Genomic DNA, 13,854 nt, shown 5'->3' on the forward strand with positions numbered 1-13,854 from the left:
CCCTTTTTATTTCTATCCACAAAAAAACCGTCCCTGGTTAGAGGACGGTCGGACCACTTACTTGGTTAGGGCAAATGGCTTTCATTTTACTTGGTTAATAAAATGAAGAAAGGTTGGTTAATAGGTTTTTGGTATACGGCTATCCTAACTGGTAAATGTGAAGAAATTGTGAAGAATATTCATGTGATAATGATGCGACTGATTAGAATTAGCTAATCGGTTGGTCAAAAAGCGTATTTTCAAGGTCCATTAGGGGGTTGGATTACTTTTTTCTAATCATTTACAGTATATATATCGTAATTTCACAATTAGGTTTGGCTTCAGAAAACGTTTGCTATTGTATTTCTAATCATATGCATAAATCTTATCGTATGCGTTCGCTACCTCTTTTCCTCAATAAATCCAACTATTTCTCAAAAAAAGAAGCGATCCTTTGCGACCGCTTCCCGCATTCAATTTAAATCGTTAACAAATCCAATGGTGACTGTAAAATATAAGTCGGCTGTTCCGCCTTAACCGCCACCGGATCAGCGGCGCCCCACATGGCTGCGGCCGTTGCCACACCGGCATTCTTCCCCATTTGCATATCGTAAATGGCATCACCGATCATCACACTGTCTGCAGCTACCAAATCAAACCGGTCTAGCAGGTTCAAGATGCCGTCCGGTGCCGGCTTGTAGTGGGCCACCGAGTCCGAGCCACTGATGGCCTCAAACGTGTCGCCCAGCCCAATCTGCTCCAGATTCCGTTGCAATGGCACCGAATGCTTGCTGGAGACCACAAAGATATGGTCACTCTTGGCTTTCAGTTCGGTCAGTGCCTCGCCCATCCCGGCGAAGAGCGTAATTCCGTTCGTTTCGGCTAAATGGTACTGTTCACGGAAGACCGTATACAAGTCCTGTAACTCAGCCTCGCTCATTGGTCGATCGGCCATCTTAGCAAAGGAAACTTCAATTGGGACGCCCATGTAGCTCACCACGGCCGCTCGTGATGGTACGGTCAAGCCCTGGAGTTTATACGCCGCTTGGGTCGACGCAACCGCCACATTACGGGTGTCAGCTAAGGTACTATCAAAATCGAACAAGAAATTACGCATTAAATCACCTCATTAGGATTAGTCACCTTTATCTTCCCCATTTTACGCGCCTGCACCCCCATCTGACCAGCATCTTTTGAAAGGTCAGCCAATCCAGCACGTCCGTTTAGTGGTTCTCTTCTCCAACTAATCAGCCTTTTTGAAACGACCAGCAACTTATAGTATGTTGAAACTGAAGTGGGGTGTTTCACGTGAAACAATGGGGAGATAAGTACACGGCGGAGCTTGGTGCACAAGCGACGGGAAAAACGCACCAGCACCTGTGTTGGATAATGCTAGGCGTCCTCGTCGTTAGTATCCTGCTAATGGCCCTCAACCAATCCGGACTAGCTTCAGTTTGTATGGCTTGGACTTCTTTTTCTTAGCCGACTACTGGACCGTCAGTCTGGCCCACCGCCACCTATTTTTCATCTGGAGCATCCTGTTAGGGGCTCTGGCAGCGGCCGTGGTCAGTGTGCTCGGCCTCTTTATCCTGAGCGTTATCTTCCATCAATAAACACACAAAGGACCTGCGACATCACCTGCTGCAGGTCCTTTTTCAACTCAATTAAGCTAATGAATCCCAAGCTGGTAATGCTTGTGGCGTCGTGTTCAACAGCGCTTGCTGGTCCGCTGTCAGGAATTCCTTGCGAACGACGACTTCGTAGACAAAATCATTCATCCAGTCGTCGGTCATCACAAAGTAGCCCTTCTCGCCATTCTTTTCGCCCCAACTGTTTTCAACTTTCCAGCGGGTAGGGTCGCCCTTGACCAAGTCGACCCCGGTCAACGTCATGGCGTGAGAGACCTCGGCTTCACCGGTGGCCAGACGTTGGGCCTTCGTCAAGCTCAGGTCGACACCAAACAGGTCGGCCGTCTTGAACAGGTTGCTGTCGAGGAAGCCCCGTTCGCGACTCATCTGTTGCAAGACATCATTGCCAAACCAAACGGCATCCCCGGCCTGTAATTGCGCAATGGCAGCCGTTTTCAGCACGTCCATCGGTTCGTTCAAGAAGGTAATGTGCTTGCCGCCGACAATGTTGTCCTGACTTGGCAAACTGTATAACTTATCAAATGGCTTTTCGGGTGAATTACTCAACACGACGTAATCATCGAGGTCGACATCAAAGTACTTATCGAAGAAGCCCTTTGGTGTCAGGCCGGCATCTAAATGATAGCCCTTGTCGTCGTCCTTATATTCCAGGTCAAACGTGGTTGGCGGCTCGCCAAATGAGTAGGCCGCCATCCGGTAAACTTCCTTCATATCCGCCGCGCGTTCGGCCGCAATATCGGCATCACTGGCACCATCGGCGACCAATTGCCGCAGAGCCAAGGCGTCCTTGCGTAGCTTCAGGTTCAATGCGGCACCAAAGCCAGTCGTGTCATTGGTGTTAAAAGATTCTGGCATCGCACTCACTGGAACGACCCCGTACTTTTGAATCAACGCCGCACCCATGGCCCATTGACCACCGTCGCCATCGGGATAGCTCAAGTAGGCGGAAACTTCCCGGTCGTCTAACGGCTTCGTTGCCGTTGCTAAAACGCGTTCATAGAAAATATTGGCACGTTCGACCTTATCCCAGAAGAACAAATAACTCTGAGAAAGTTCGAAATCCTTCACGTTGTATTTCGCTGCGAATTGGTGCCGCACAACGTTTAACGTGGAGAAGAGCCAGCAACGACCAGAATGTTTCTGGTTGGAGACCTTACCCGTATCGAGTTCAACGGAGAAGGTCCGGTTCAAACGAACCGCCGCCTGTGGGTCTTCAGCAGCGTTGAGGACCCCGTTTTTAATCACGGCCCGGGCGACAACGTCGTGGGCGGGTTGTTTTTGTAAATCAGCACGTAAATCCGCGGTCTCAGCGGCGGTTAATTCATGTTCAGTCTTGGTTTCTGGCATAAAATGACTCCTCTCTCCTGGATTTCCATGAGAAGACTCATGAAAATCTCATAATCAAAGTTGAATTCATTTTAGCGCTTTTAAAGGGGAATGGCAATTTATTTTAAAGAGTGTGACTAAAGGCGGTTAGCTGGCGAGCATTAACGTGGCTAAGTGAATGACCCCGAACTTGGGTCATTTGCTTAGCTGGGTTAAGCGGAACCAGCTGCCTTTAGTCACACGTTTCAACCAACAGAAAAAAGGCCTCACCTCAACACCCCGCTTACGACTCCGGTGCCAAGCCTTTCTCAAGAAACGCGATCATCATCGGTCCCGCCGACTCGATCTCTTCATTCGCCAAAATACCACGGGCCAACTGACTCAGCATGGTCCCAATCATGAACTGGGCAATGCGGTCATCCGGCCAATCGATCAGTTCACCGCTAACCTTCAGTCGATCCAAGACGGGATATAAATTCTTAGATAGTAACGGCGCCACCTGGGGGACCAATTGCTCGCGCACGTCACTTCTGACCAATAATTCCGTCAACAGGACCTGCAACACATGCCGATTTTCCTGAGCGAAACGCAACCGATCCTGAATGACCGCCGCAATCAAGTCATGACGCGTAATATAGTCGCGCTTCACGATATTAGTCGCAAAGTCCTCAATCAGATTCGGGAGAACTTCCGACACAAACGGGGCCAAGACCGCCGCCAACAGTTCATCCTTGGTCTTATAGCGCCGATACACGGTGCCCTCGGCAACTTCGGCCCGCGCGGCGATCTGCTTGGTCGTGGTGTTCGAGAATCCCTGTTCGGCAAATAGTGCTAGGCTGGCCGCGAGCACCCGCTGTTGCTTCGGCGGGACATCCCCCCGCGTCGCCATCACGTTCTGAAAAGCATCTTGAATCGTCATTTCTTTTGTCACGTTAAGCCCTCCGTTACCGTCTTCTTGGCTATCAGCCATTTTCTTTTATTAACTGTCACACTGCAGCGAATCGTCAACCCTTGTCGCTTCCAACCCACCCGTTTTGGTGAGTAATCACTCACTAAATAGTCTAACATAAAACGGGCTAACTATGCAGTTAACCCGTCACGCTTTACTGATTAATTTAATTTTGGCGATTCATTTTCCACGGCCCGTAATGCCAGCTGGCGGACCAACGCCATCAACTCATCGTGCTGTTCTGCCGGCACATCTGCCAACAGATTATCCGCTACTTCCTGCCGCAATTTCACAATTTTTGGATAGAGTTCCTCGCCCCGCTTGGTCAAGGACAACTCATAGACCCGCTTATCGGCCTTGGACTGCCGCTTGCGGACGTATCCCAAGTTAACCAACTGATTAATGGCCCGCGTCACGTTACTCGGGTTGAGATAGGTTAAGTTAATTAACTTATCCTGAGTCAACCGCGGCCGTTCGTGAATCCGTAAAATGTAATAATACATGCTGGCGTTGAGCCGGTACGGTTGGAGGCGCCGGTCGAGAGCAATTCGCGTATAACGGTTCGCAATGGAGAGCCATTTTAAAATATCTGGATCATTACTACTGGTGACCATAAGCCGCCTCCTTCCTAAATTTACGTGCGCAAGCATATACTATTTTTCACTAAAAGTCAAGGTAACCGCCAGCCACACAGCGGCGACAAAAAAGGTAGCCAGCGTCCGCTGAACTACCTTCACTTTACACATTATTTACGCTTAATAAGCCATATTATTGATGTTGGCGCGCCGCGTCTTCGATGACGTCCAGAATGGCACCTTCACAACCCCGACGATTTTATCCTTGTCGACAAAGCCCCAGTAACGGCTATCGTTGGACACGCTCCGGTGGTCACCCAACACGAAGTACTTGCCCTTGGGCACGACCGTAACCTTACCATTCCCCCAACCGTTACTCTTTTCCAAGCTAGCCAGCGTCCAATTACCAGTCCCGGACGTCCGTTCGCTCTGGCTAATGAAGCTCTGCTTGACTTTCTTATTGTTCACATAGATATAACCATTCTTACTAGCAACCGTATCACCCGGCAATCCGATGACCCGCTTAACATAGTTGGTGTTGGTCTTGGCAGCGGGATCTTCACCATGGGCATCGAACACGATAACACTGAGATGCTTGACCTTAGACTGCTTGAACGCCACAACTTTTTCGTCATTTTGCAGGTTCGGTTCCATCGATGGTCCGTCGACCCGCACCCGGGTAAAGACGAAGGCCTTAATGGCAAAAGCGATGGCCAACCCAATGACGATGGGGATGACCCAACTCATGACTTCCTTTAGTACTTTCATAATGAGCGAGACTCCTTATTTTTCAGAGATAAAATAATTTACACTTATCATACACCCCGAGCGGACGGCGGAAAACACTTTCTGCTTGGGGTCGCTTACAATCTTACCATTTACCGGCCCAAAGTCCCACGATTTCCTAGAATTTAATGATACTGAAACTTTTTTGACAAACTCACTGCCGCAACCGCCCGAATCCTAGCTTGCAAATTCGCCGGTTTGCGGCAATAATGGAGAAATACCTCTACACGCTGACTAAATAGACGTCAAATGGTCGCACCGTTTTCTAGCCCATATCTGCTAGACGATAAGGCGATGGACCACCCAACACACACTGTACATATAACTCTAGAAAGGGGCTAACTTATGAATCCTACTCTCACCAAGCGCCGGCTAGCCTGGCTGACGCTACTCTTGGGGACGGTAAGTGCGACGGGACCGCTCGCTATCGACCTGTACCTGCCCGCACTCCCCCAAATGAAAACGCAATTTGCGACCACCGCCTCACTGATGCAACTGAGCATCACGGCCTGTCTGATCGGCCTGGCGTTGGGGCAACTGATTGCCGGTCCACTATCGGACCAATACGGACGACGGAAACCTTTAATTATTGGTTTTATTCTCTTTGGCCTCGTTTCCTTAGCCATGGCCTTCATTCACTCCGTCGCCCTCCTCATTATCCTACGTTTTGTTCAGGGCTTGGCGGGCGCCACTGGCCAGGTTCTGGCCCGCGCCGTGGCCCGCGACCTCTTTTCCGGCGAACGGCTGACTCACTTCTACGCGCTGCTCAACACGGTCAATGGGGTCTTCCCAATCATCGCACCGATCATTGGGGGCTTCATGATCCGCTACGTTGACTGGCAGGCCATCTTCATCCTGCTGGCCGTGATCGGCATCGTCATCGCTGCTGCGGTCGCCGTGGGCTTACACGAGTCCCTACCGATCGACCAACGGCAAACAGGGGGCTTCAGCGCCTCGTTAGTCGCCATGGGCAAGCTGACGGTCCAACCCAGCTTCTGGCCGCTGATTCTAGCAACGGGACTGGTTTACGGGGCCCTGTTCAGTTACATTTCGGCATCGACTTTCGTCTTTCAAACGGGCTTCGGCATGGCACCCCAGACCTTTAGCCTGCTGTATGCCTTCAACGGTCTGGGCATCGTGGTCGGGAGCAACCTACCTGGCCGACTGGCGGGTCATTACACGAACCGCCAACAGGTCACCGGCCTCTTGCTCATTGCCGCGATGACCAGTGCTGTCCTGCTGGTGTCACTACTATTTCCCGCCAACGTTTGGTTGGTTGCTGGCTTGGTCTTGGTCCTCGTGGTCCTCATTGGGGCGTTGTTGACGCTGACTGTGACGATCATCATGGATCAGGCCACCCACAACGCCGGCAGCGCATCGGCCGTCATTGGCTTGTCGCAAGACGCCTGCGGGGGAATCGTTTCCCCGTTAGTTGGGGTCACCGGTAGCTCATATGCTGCCATGAGCGTGATGCTGCTGGTCTGCAACCTAGGCGCGTTTGGCTTAGTCAAATACCAAGGCCACCATATTAAATCGTAAACGAAAACGCGTTTCTCCGTTGATTGGGGAGACGCGTTTTTTTACGGTTTACGCCTGTCGCGCCCATTGTGTGAGCTGGGTGGCGACGTTTCTTAAAATTTTAATCCCTAACTGATAGTCCGGCTCGGACCCCATCATGCGAAACGCCAGCGTCCATGTGTCGTGGTAAATGCTAACGGTCAGTTGAAAGTTCGGCATCGGCCGGTACGCGCCCGCAAAGTAGATCTGGGTGACCGCGATGCCCTTGAAGTCCAGTCGTGTATGATCGATGTGCCCAAAGTTGGCGAAGGAAATGGCCGCATTGGTGTGTCGTTTACGCACGAGCCGACGGACCAACTCCGGTGGCAAGGCCCGACTCATCCGGCTGAGTTCGACCAAGGGTGGCAGGTAAGCCAGCGCCTCGCGCAACTGACTAATGGTCGTCTGCGTGCGCTGAACCACGTCTTGGAAGTCCTCCCCCTCAAGCACGGTGATGGGGATCGGCATCTCGCTGGTCAGATTGGCGACCTGCACGATGTTGGTTGCGGCGACCGGGCCGTGTAACCGTAAATCGACCTGGTAGGGAATCACCAATTGCCGTTCACCGGTCAACGTAAAGAGTGCGCACGCGTAAGCCGCTAACAGGACCGCATTCATGGTCACGCCCTGTTCCATAGCCTTCTGCCGCAACCGGCGACTCTCGACTTGCGGGATGGTCGCCTCGCCACGATGATGGTGAATATCCCCATTGAACTGGGGCATGGCCTCGTTGGACCGCAGGGGTTCCGTCAATGGGCCACTTTTTTGAGCGCGTAAATGGGCCAAGATTTTGCGGACACTGCGCTCATTCGTAAAGTTAGTTAAGTCTTGCCCCGCATAGGCTGCGGCCAAAAGATAGAGGTAGTGTTTAAAGCCTTCACCATCCGTCAGCAAGCGACTCATTGACAGCCGCAACTGGTCGTAATCGTCCATGTGAATGACTTGAATTTTCAACTGCGGCCCCACAAGCACGTCAAGCTGGGCACGGCCGGGGTCATGACTCACGGTATATTCTTCGATCACGTGAGCGCCAGTCGCAGGAGCCTCCTCAAAGCGATTCCACCGGAAGTTATAGCGGCTGAAAATCTGCGGAACAACCGTCTGCGTGGTGCGAACAGCGGCCTGTAACTGGGTCACGTCAATGGGGTGCGTCAAACTCAGCGTACACTCGAGTAGCGGATAAGTTTGCGCTGCATCCAGCGTCGGCATTAAGTCTAACGGTTCGCCATGAAAATTCATGCTAACACCCCTCCTTGATTGATTAGCCACAGTATAACAAAGAGTGGGGGCATTTCTCTATTCCGGCGCAACGACATTGCTAAAAATTAATAGTCTCGTAATCTGCGGGGCCATTCCCCAGCAAAATGAGTGGTAACTCCGGTCGGGTCTGTTAGAATGGAAGAAACGAATCTAAATTCATGAGGTGAATCCTTTGGTAAATCAAACACCCGTATCCTGTAATGCCACACTAATCGTGACCAGCCACCGCGTCTTCCAACCCGACCTAAACGAGCATGAGTCCGTCTTTGGTGGAAAGATTTTGTCGTTGGTAGATGACAGCGCTTCCGTTGCTGCCGTTCGGCTGACTCACAAGACCGTCGTCACGGCATCCTTTGACCACGTCAGCTTTCTAGAACCGTTCCACCTGGATGACTCCATGTTCCTTGAAGCCTACGTTTCGGGGACCGGGACTCGGTCACTGGAAGTCTTCGTCAAAATCATTGGCGAAAACCTGACCACTGGTGAACGCTTCGTGGGCTACACCTGCTTCATCACCTACGTCATCGAGGACCGCCGCGCAACGACTCCCCTGCCACCCGTTAAGCCGGTGACCGACGAACAACGTTACATCGTTTCCGGTTACGAAAAACGTAATGCTCAGCGGAAACAACGCCGGGCCGAACAGGCCGAACTCAACGATCACGTGGTGGTCGACTCGCCTTGGCCCATTTAAAAAGTTCCACGTGAAACAAAACGACTGCCTCGCTACGGAAATTAGTAGCTGAGACAGTCGCCTTTTTAGGTTAATTTGTTTCACGTGAAACAGTTGCCCATTCGCTAGCCAACACCCCATACGCGTACAGGTCGAGCCACTGGCCGTCTTGAAAAACAGCCTCACGGTTCACGCCCTCGCGAACGAAACCGACCGTCTCGTAAGCATGAATAGCGGCTTCGTTGTTGGCATTGACCTCTAAAGTCACCTTATGTAAACCTAACTCGTTAAACGCAAACGACAGAATCGTGTTCAGCGTATCCTCGCCATACCCCTGACCCCGGTCACTCGCCACCGGCAACGCAATGCCCAGCGTTGCCCGGCGGTTTTTGAAGTAAACGTCGTCAAGCATGACCCAGCCCAATAACCCATCATCGGCGTTGGCCCGTACCATGAAGAAGAAGTGTTCGTTGCTGTCCGGCTCGGCGGCCAGCTCGCTATATTCCGCAGCCGTCCAAGGATGAAAGGCATCCGCTGACAAGTTTCGCAATAGCCCTGGTTCCCACTGCGTATCCTGTAGCCACTCGGCATCCCCGTCCCGCATTTCCGTTAAGTGAACCCAATTTCCTTGTACGACATCCTTCATCTTTAGCGACCCCCTCACGATATTGCTCTAACTGTACCACAAGTCACCCAGCCGCCAAAATAGTTGGTGCCCACCACTAAATCAACTATAATGGTCCCAAACAAAAGGAGGACGAGAATTTATGAAAATTACTGTTATTGGTGCCACCGGTATGGCCGGATCAGCTGTTGTAGAAGAGGCTTTACACCGCGGCCATCAAGTCACTGCCCTAGCACGTTCAGCTGAAAAGTTGATGGCATTACCTGAGGACTTCAATTTAACCACCAAGGTGCAAGACGCCTTTGCCTTGACTGCTGCGGACCTGGCCGATGCCGACGTGGTCGTTGATGCCTTCGCAACAGCGCCAGATAAGGCCTACTTACACGTTGACCTTGCCACCAAACTGGTCAGCCTATTACGGGACACCGATCATCCCCGTCTCGTCTTCATCCTCGGCGCTGGTAGTCTCCAGACCGGCGACGATAAGCATTTATTCGTCAACGATATTGCCAAGGACCCCAACGCAGCCGGTTTCATTAGTATTCCCCAGAATCAACTCAAGGAGCTCAACTTCTTACGCGATGTCGACAACGTCAACTGGGTCGGCGTGTCTCCTGCTGCGAATTTCCATCCCGGAGAAGCCGTTCCCGCCTTGTTAGGCGTCGATGAGTTACTGGTCAACGCACAAAAGGAATCGGGAACCTCTGCTGGTACTATGGCCGTCACCATCCTCGATGAAATTGAAAAGCCTCAGCATCACCAAACGCGTTTCACGGTCGCCGACAAATAACGTCAGTCACCAACCGAAGTCAAAACTTTCTAGCGTCGCCCGTTCCCTCGGGCGGCGTTTTTTGTTATGATTACCCGTGGCTAAATGCCATACCTTCTCTATAGAAAGTTGCGATTATATTGAAAACTCGATTAAACTGGCGAGAGATGCTGTTCATCGGCATGATGCTCTTCGGCCTCTTCTTCGGCGCTGGTAACCTGATTTTCCCTGTCTTCTTAGGACAACAAGCCGGTCACCATGTCGGTGCAGCCATCGTTGGTCTGCTCATAACTGGTATTGGGTTGCCCCTGTTGGGGGTCGCCGGTATCGGTCTGACGCGCAGTGAGGGGGTCTTTGACCTCGCCAGTAAGGTCAACCGGCCCTTTGCCTACATGTTTACGATCCTACTGTATCTGACCGTGGGCCCCTTCTTCGCCGTGCCCCGACTGGCCACGACCTCGTTTCAGATTGGGCTCGCTCCCTTTATCCCACAGGCCCATCAAGCTCTGACCCTCGCCCTCTTCTCCGTGCTCTTCTTTGCCGTTTCATGGTGGTTAGCGCGAAATCCGGGCAAGCTGATGACTTACATTGGTAAATGGTTGACCCCATTGTTTCTGATTCTCTTGGGGCTCCTGATGCTTGCCGCCTTCATCAAACCCATGGGCGGCTTTGCGACAACTGCTCACGGCGCCTACGCCAGCAGTCCCCTGCTCCGCGGCTTTACTGAAGGTTACAACACGCTAGATGCCCTGGCCTCCCTGGCCTTTGGCATCGTCGTGATTGACAGTATTCGCGCCCTTGGTGTCACTGATCCCGGTCAAATCGCCAAGGATATCATCAAGGCCGGGACCATCAGTGTTCTTTTGATGGGGCTGATTTACACGCTGCTGGCCTTGATGGGCACGATGAGCTTAGGCCAATTTAACCTCGCTGCTAACGGGGGGATTACCCTAGCGCAGATTGCTAACTATTACTTTGGTGCCTTTGGGAACGCCTTGCTCGCACTGATTGTGATTATTGCCTGCTTAAAAACATCGATTGGATTAATCTCCGCATTCGGTGATACCCTGCACGAAATGTTTCCCAAATTATCCTACCCAGTGCTGACCATCTTCGCCAGTGTCGTGCCGTGCCTGATCGCCAACGTTGGTCTTACGAAAATGATCACCTACTCCACGCCAGTCCTGATGTTCCTGTACCCCTTGGCTATCGTACTGATCATCCTCGCCGTCTTGTCGCCATTACTAGGGACGAGCCGCTGGTTGTGGGGTCTCAGCATACTCTTCACCATCATTCCCGCCATCTTCTCTGGCGTGGCGGCACTCCCGCTGGCCCTGCAACATGCCGGCTGGATTCAAGGTATTTTGGCTCTGAACAGCCATCTGCCACTCGCCAGTCTAGGGTTCAGTTGGGTCGTTCCCGCACTGATCGGCGTCGTTTTAGGCAAAGTCGTTGCTGCGGTTAAAGGAGCATAACTCACTTTCTGGGCAATTAATTCCCCGTTGACTTGAAATATCTGGTATGATGGTTGTAATTAAAATCTCATATTCTCATATTTCGAACGAAACGAGGTGTTTAGGATGACTCAAGACCGTTACCCAGTAACCCCCGCCAAGATCGGCGTAAGTCTATTGACGTTGGTGTTACTCTTTGCCATGTTGTTTATTCAACAGCCCGTCATTGTTGCCTTTCTCTGCTTTAGTTCGTTAATCACGGCGATGCTGCATTTCAATGTTTTTGAAAGCACCGCTGACACCCATCCCCTCAATAAAATCGACCTCGCAATCCAAGTCACTTATCTGATTCTTTCCATTGCCCGGGCCTTTATTATCGGGAGTCACCCTTAACAATATTCAAAATACCAAGCGAGCTGCCAACCATCGTTGTCGGGCCGCTTTTTTCTTGCTGAAATTTCAGCGGATTTGCGCTAAACTAAGGAAAATTCAATGACAAAGGATGGACTCCTGTGAAAAAATATGCAATTTTTGACTTAGACGATACCTTACTCGACTTTACGCGCGGTGAAATAGAGGGAATCACTGCCATCCTTAAAAAGTACGGCGCCCCTGATATTCGACGAGGCTTTGACACCTACGTTCACTTCAACCGCGACATTTGGCAGCGTATCGAACAGGGTGCCCCGCGACAACCGCTCCTCAACCAGCGATTTGCACTGACCTTTAAGGCACTGGACATCGCGGTCGATGGTGTCGCCTTAGAAGCTGAATACAACGACATGCTCAATCACAATTTTTACACGCTTCCCGGTGCTCGTGACCTGTTAACGCAGCTCAAATCGGCCGGGGTCCACCTCTTAGTCGGCACGAATGGCACCAAACACACGCAGCTCAATCGCTTAGACGGCTCGGGAATCGGCGCTTACTTTGACGCCGTCTATATCTCTCAAGACGTTGGTTTCAATAAGCCTGACCCGCGCTTCTTTGCCCCGATTTTCGCGCAACACCCCGATCTGACCGCCGCCAATACCCTCATGGTAGGTGACCGCCTGCAGTCAGACGTACTGGGCGCTAACAACGTTCAACTGCCCAGTATCTGGTACAATCCTCAGCACACAGCTAATCCCGTCGCCTACCAGCCAACCTTTGAAGCCGCCGACTTTACGACCGTAGCCCGCTTGATTCTGAAATAACCGCTTAGCCCCACTCCACCTCGGTCGTGGGCTGGCTCTCGGCTACTATTAGCGGTGATTGCTGTAGAAAGGCTAGCTCACGCAAGGCTTCCCACTCGCTTTTGGGTACCAATACCGCCGCCTGTGCGTCATTGGCGTCCGTTGGCGTGATCACAATGGTTTCTTTTAATTGGTGGACCGCCGTCAAGAGTTCCATCAGGTCGGTTTGCGCTGTTTCCGGTGAATAGTGTTTCATCATTAAATTTCCTCCTAAGGTCGCAAAACTCGCCCGTTAGCGTTGAAAATGACGTTAACGGGCGAGTTCTTTGTCGCGTTTTATTTTGTCTGTTGGCTGGTTCCGGCGCCACCTTCATTATCGGCTTCACCGCTGGCCCAAACCTTCGTTGCGTAGACGGCGTTAAACAGTAACGCCGCTTGTAAGGCGACTTGGGACAGATTGGCCCCAAGCGACCCGATCTTTGTGACTCCCATCAGTGTTTGCACGGTCAACGTCCCCCAATAGATGACGTTGGCAATGTTGACGACGATCCACAATGACCAGTTTTCCTTGAATTTCAGAATATACAGCAATTGGGCAATCAAGCTGACCACGAAGTTGATGGAATCAAAGTAAGGTAACTGCCCATGGAGCATCGCCAGCACGACCCAGCCAATGATCCAGGCCACAAATGCGCCAACAAAGATCATGTTCCGCGTCTGCTTAGCAAATGAGTGGGTCGCCTCATCACGCCCCCACATCACCCAGCCGATCGGTTGTGAGACGACGTAGATGATATCCATCGCAAACGAGCCGTATGCGTGGCTGATCCATGCAATATACGTCATCGCCAAACACTGAACCAGACCGAAAATAAAGGAGATTTTCCGTCCCTTCATCCCGTAGATCAGGCACAGCACGCCCATAACTCCGGAGATCATTCCAATTAAACTATCCGGCACGACCGCGTAAACGGCAACCTGCAAAATCAATAAGAGCGACACATAGATGACCTCAAACTTTTTCCAATTCGTGAACAGCTGGTTGAACCACCAGCCGTGTGACTGCGTATTTGTCAT

At 51.6% G+C, this 13,854-nt stretch carries 16 protein-coding genes; 7 read left to right on the top strand and 9 right to left on the bottom strand.

All coding sequences use genetic code 11. The annotated features are described in order from the left end of the window. Positions 1 to 457: 457 nt before the first annotated feature. The gene (locus JUF10_RS07070; protein ID WP_203641523.1) at positions 458 to 1,096 is read right to left on the bottom strand and encodes an HAD family hydrolase; all 639 of its coding nucleotides are present in this window, start codon (positions 1,094 to 1,096) and stop codon (positions 458 to 460) included. A gap of 337 nt (positions 1,097 to 1,433) precedes the next feature. Here JUF10_RS07070 and JUF10_RS07075 point away from each other — a divergent pair, with 337 nt between their 5' ends. Beyond that, a complete protein-coding gene (locus JUF10_RS07075) occupies positions 1,434 to 1,592 on the top strand; it encodes a hypothetical protein (protein WP_203641524.1) in 159 nt (52 codons plus the stop codon). 51 nt (positions 1,593 to 1,643) lie between these two features. Here the strand turns inward: JUF10_RS07075 and JUF10_RS07080 are convergent, their stop codons facing one another. The 4 genes from JUF10_RS07080 to lepB all read right to left on the bottom strand — a co-directional run bounded on the left by JUF10_RS07080 (position 1,644) and on the right by lepB (position 5,246). Continuing rightward, positions 1,644 to 2,975 carry a C1 family peptidase gene (locus JUF10_RS07080; protein WP_203641525.1) on the bottom strand — a complete coding sequence of 444 codons (1,332 nt, stop codon included), beginning with the start codon at positions 2,973 to 2,975 and terminating at the stop codon, positions 1,644 to 1,646. A 262-nt stretch (positions 2,976 to 3,237) separates the two neighbouring features. Beyond that, entirely contained in the window at positions 3,238 to 3,885 is a 648-nt protein-coding gene (locus JUF10_RS07085) for a TetR/AcrR family transcriptional regulator (protein WP_203641526.1), read from the bottom strand. A gap of 179 nt (positions 3,886 to 4,064) precedes the next feature. Continuing rightward, positions 4,065 to 4,517, bottom strand: a complete 453-nt coding sequence (locus tag JUF10_RS07090) for a MarR family winged helix-turn-helix transcriptional regulator (protein ID WP_203641527.1) — start codon at positions 4,515 to 4,517, stop codon at positions 4,065 to 4,067. Between the two features lie 141 nt (positions 4,518 to 4,658). After that, the gene (lepB, locus tag JUF10_RS07095; RefSeq protein ID WP_203641528.1) at positions 4,659 to 5,246 is read right to left on the bottom strand and encodes a signal peptidase I; all 588 of its coding nucleotides are present in this window, start codon (positions 5,244 to 5,246) and stop codon (positions 4,659 to 4,661) included. A gap of 363 nt (positions 5,247 to 5,609) precedes the next feature. On the opposite strand from lepB, the gene JUF10_RS07100 reads away from it, so the two are divergent. Beyond that, positions 5,610 to 6,803 (top strand): multidrug effflux MFS transporter, encoded by a 1,194-nt coding sequence (locus JUF10_RS07100; RefSeq protein WP_203641529.1) that lies wholly within the window; start codon positions 5,610 to 5,612, stop codon positions 6,801 to 6,803. Positions 6,804 to 6,851: 48 nt separating this feature from the next. Here JUF10_RS07100 and JUF10_RS07105 read toward each other — a convergent pair whose 3' ends face one another. Further along, complete coding sequence (locus JUF10_RS07105) at positions 6,852 to 8,060, bottom strand: condensation domain-containing protein (RefSeq protein WP_203641530.1); 1,209 nt, start codon at positions 8,058 to 8,060, stop codon at positions 6,852 to 6,854. A 193-nt stretch (positions 8,061 to 8,253) separates the two neighbouring features. Between JUF10_RS07105 and JUF10_RS07110 the strand changes: the two genes are divergently transcribed. Continuing rightward, positions 8,254 to 8,775, top strand: coding sequence for an acyl-CoA thioesterase (locus tag JUF10_RS07110; protein WP_203641531.1), 522 nt, complete (start codon positions 8,254 to 8,256; stop codon positions 8,773 to 8,775). A 70-nt stretch (positions 8,776 to 8,845) separates the two neighbouring features. Here JUF10_RS07110 and JUF10_RS07115 read toward each other — a convergent pair whose 3' ends face one another. After that, positions 8,846 to 9,400: a GNAT family N-acetyltransferase gene (locus tag JUF10_RS07115; RefSeq protein ID WP_203641532.1), complete on the bottom strand. Its 555-nt coding sequence runs from the start codon at positions 9,398 to 9,400 to the stop codon at positions 8,846 to 8,848. A 121-nt stretch (positions 9,401 to 9,521) separates the two neighbouring features. Here JUF10_RS07115 and JUF10_RS07120 point away from each other — a divergent pair, with 121 nt between their 5' ends. The 4 genes from JUF10_RS07120 (at position 9,522) to JUF10_RS07135 (ending at position 12,798) form a co-directional block, all read left to right on the top strand. Then, on the top strand, positions 9,522 to 10,169 hold the full coding sequence (locus JUF10_RS07120; protein ID WP_203641533.1) for an NAD(P)-dependent oxidoreductase: 648 nt from the start codon (positions 9,522 to 9,524) through the stop codon (positions 10,167 to 10,169). A gap of 119 nt (positions 10,170 to 10,288) precedes the next feature. Next, positions 10,289 to 11,623: a branched-chain amino acid transport system II carrier protein gene (gene brnQ / locus JUF10_RS07125; RefSeq protein WP_203641534.1), complete on the top strand. Its 1,335-nt coding sequence runs from the start codon at positions 10,289 to 10,291 to the stop codon at positions 11,621 to 11,623. A 105-nt stretch (positions 11,624 to 11,728) separates the two neighbouring features. Next, positions 11,729 to 11,995, top strand: a complete 267-nt coding sequence (locus JUF10_RS07130; RefSeq protein ID WP_203641535.1) for a hypothetical protein — start codon at positions 11,729 to 11,731, stop codon at positions 11,993 to 11,995. Positions 11,996 to 12,114: 119 nt separating this feature from the next. Next, positions 12,115 to 12,798, top strand: a complete 684-nt coding sequence (locus JUF10_RS07135) for an HAD family hydrolase (RefSeq protein WP_203641536.1) — start codon at positions 12,115 to 12,117, stop codon at positions 12,796 to 12,798. 4 nt (positions 12,799 to 12,802) lie between these two features. On the opposite strand, the gene JUF10_RS07140 is transcribed toward JUF10_RS07135, so the two are convergent. Together JUF10_RS07140 and pnuC are read right to left on the bottom strand one after the other, a co-directional pair. Beyond that, a complete protein-coding gene (locus JUF10_RS07140) occupies positions 12,803 to 13,036 on the bottom strand; it encodes a type II toxin-antitoxin system Phd/YefM family antitoxin (RefSeq protein WP_236008182.1) in 234 nt (77 codons plus the stop codon). A gap of 77 nt (positions 13,037 to 13,113) precedes the next feature. After that, entirely contained in the window at positions 13,114 to 13,854 is a 741-nt protein-coding gene (gene pnuC, locus JUF10_RS07145; protein ID WP_203641537.1) for a nicotinamide riboside transporter PnuC, read from the bottom strand.

It is taken from the genome of Levilactobacillus andaensis, assembly GCF_016861695.1.
Classification (GTDB): domain Bacteria; phylum Bacillota; class Bacilli; order Lactobacillales; family Lactobacillaceae; genus Levilactobacillus; species Levilactobacillus andaensis.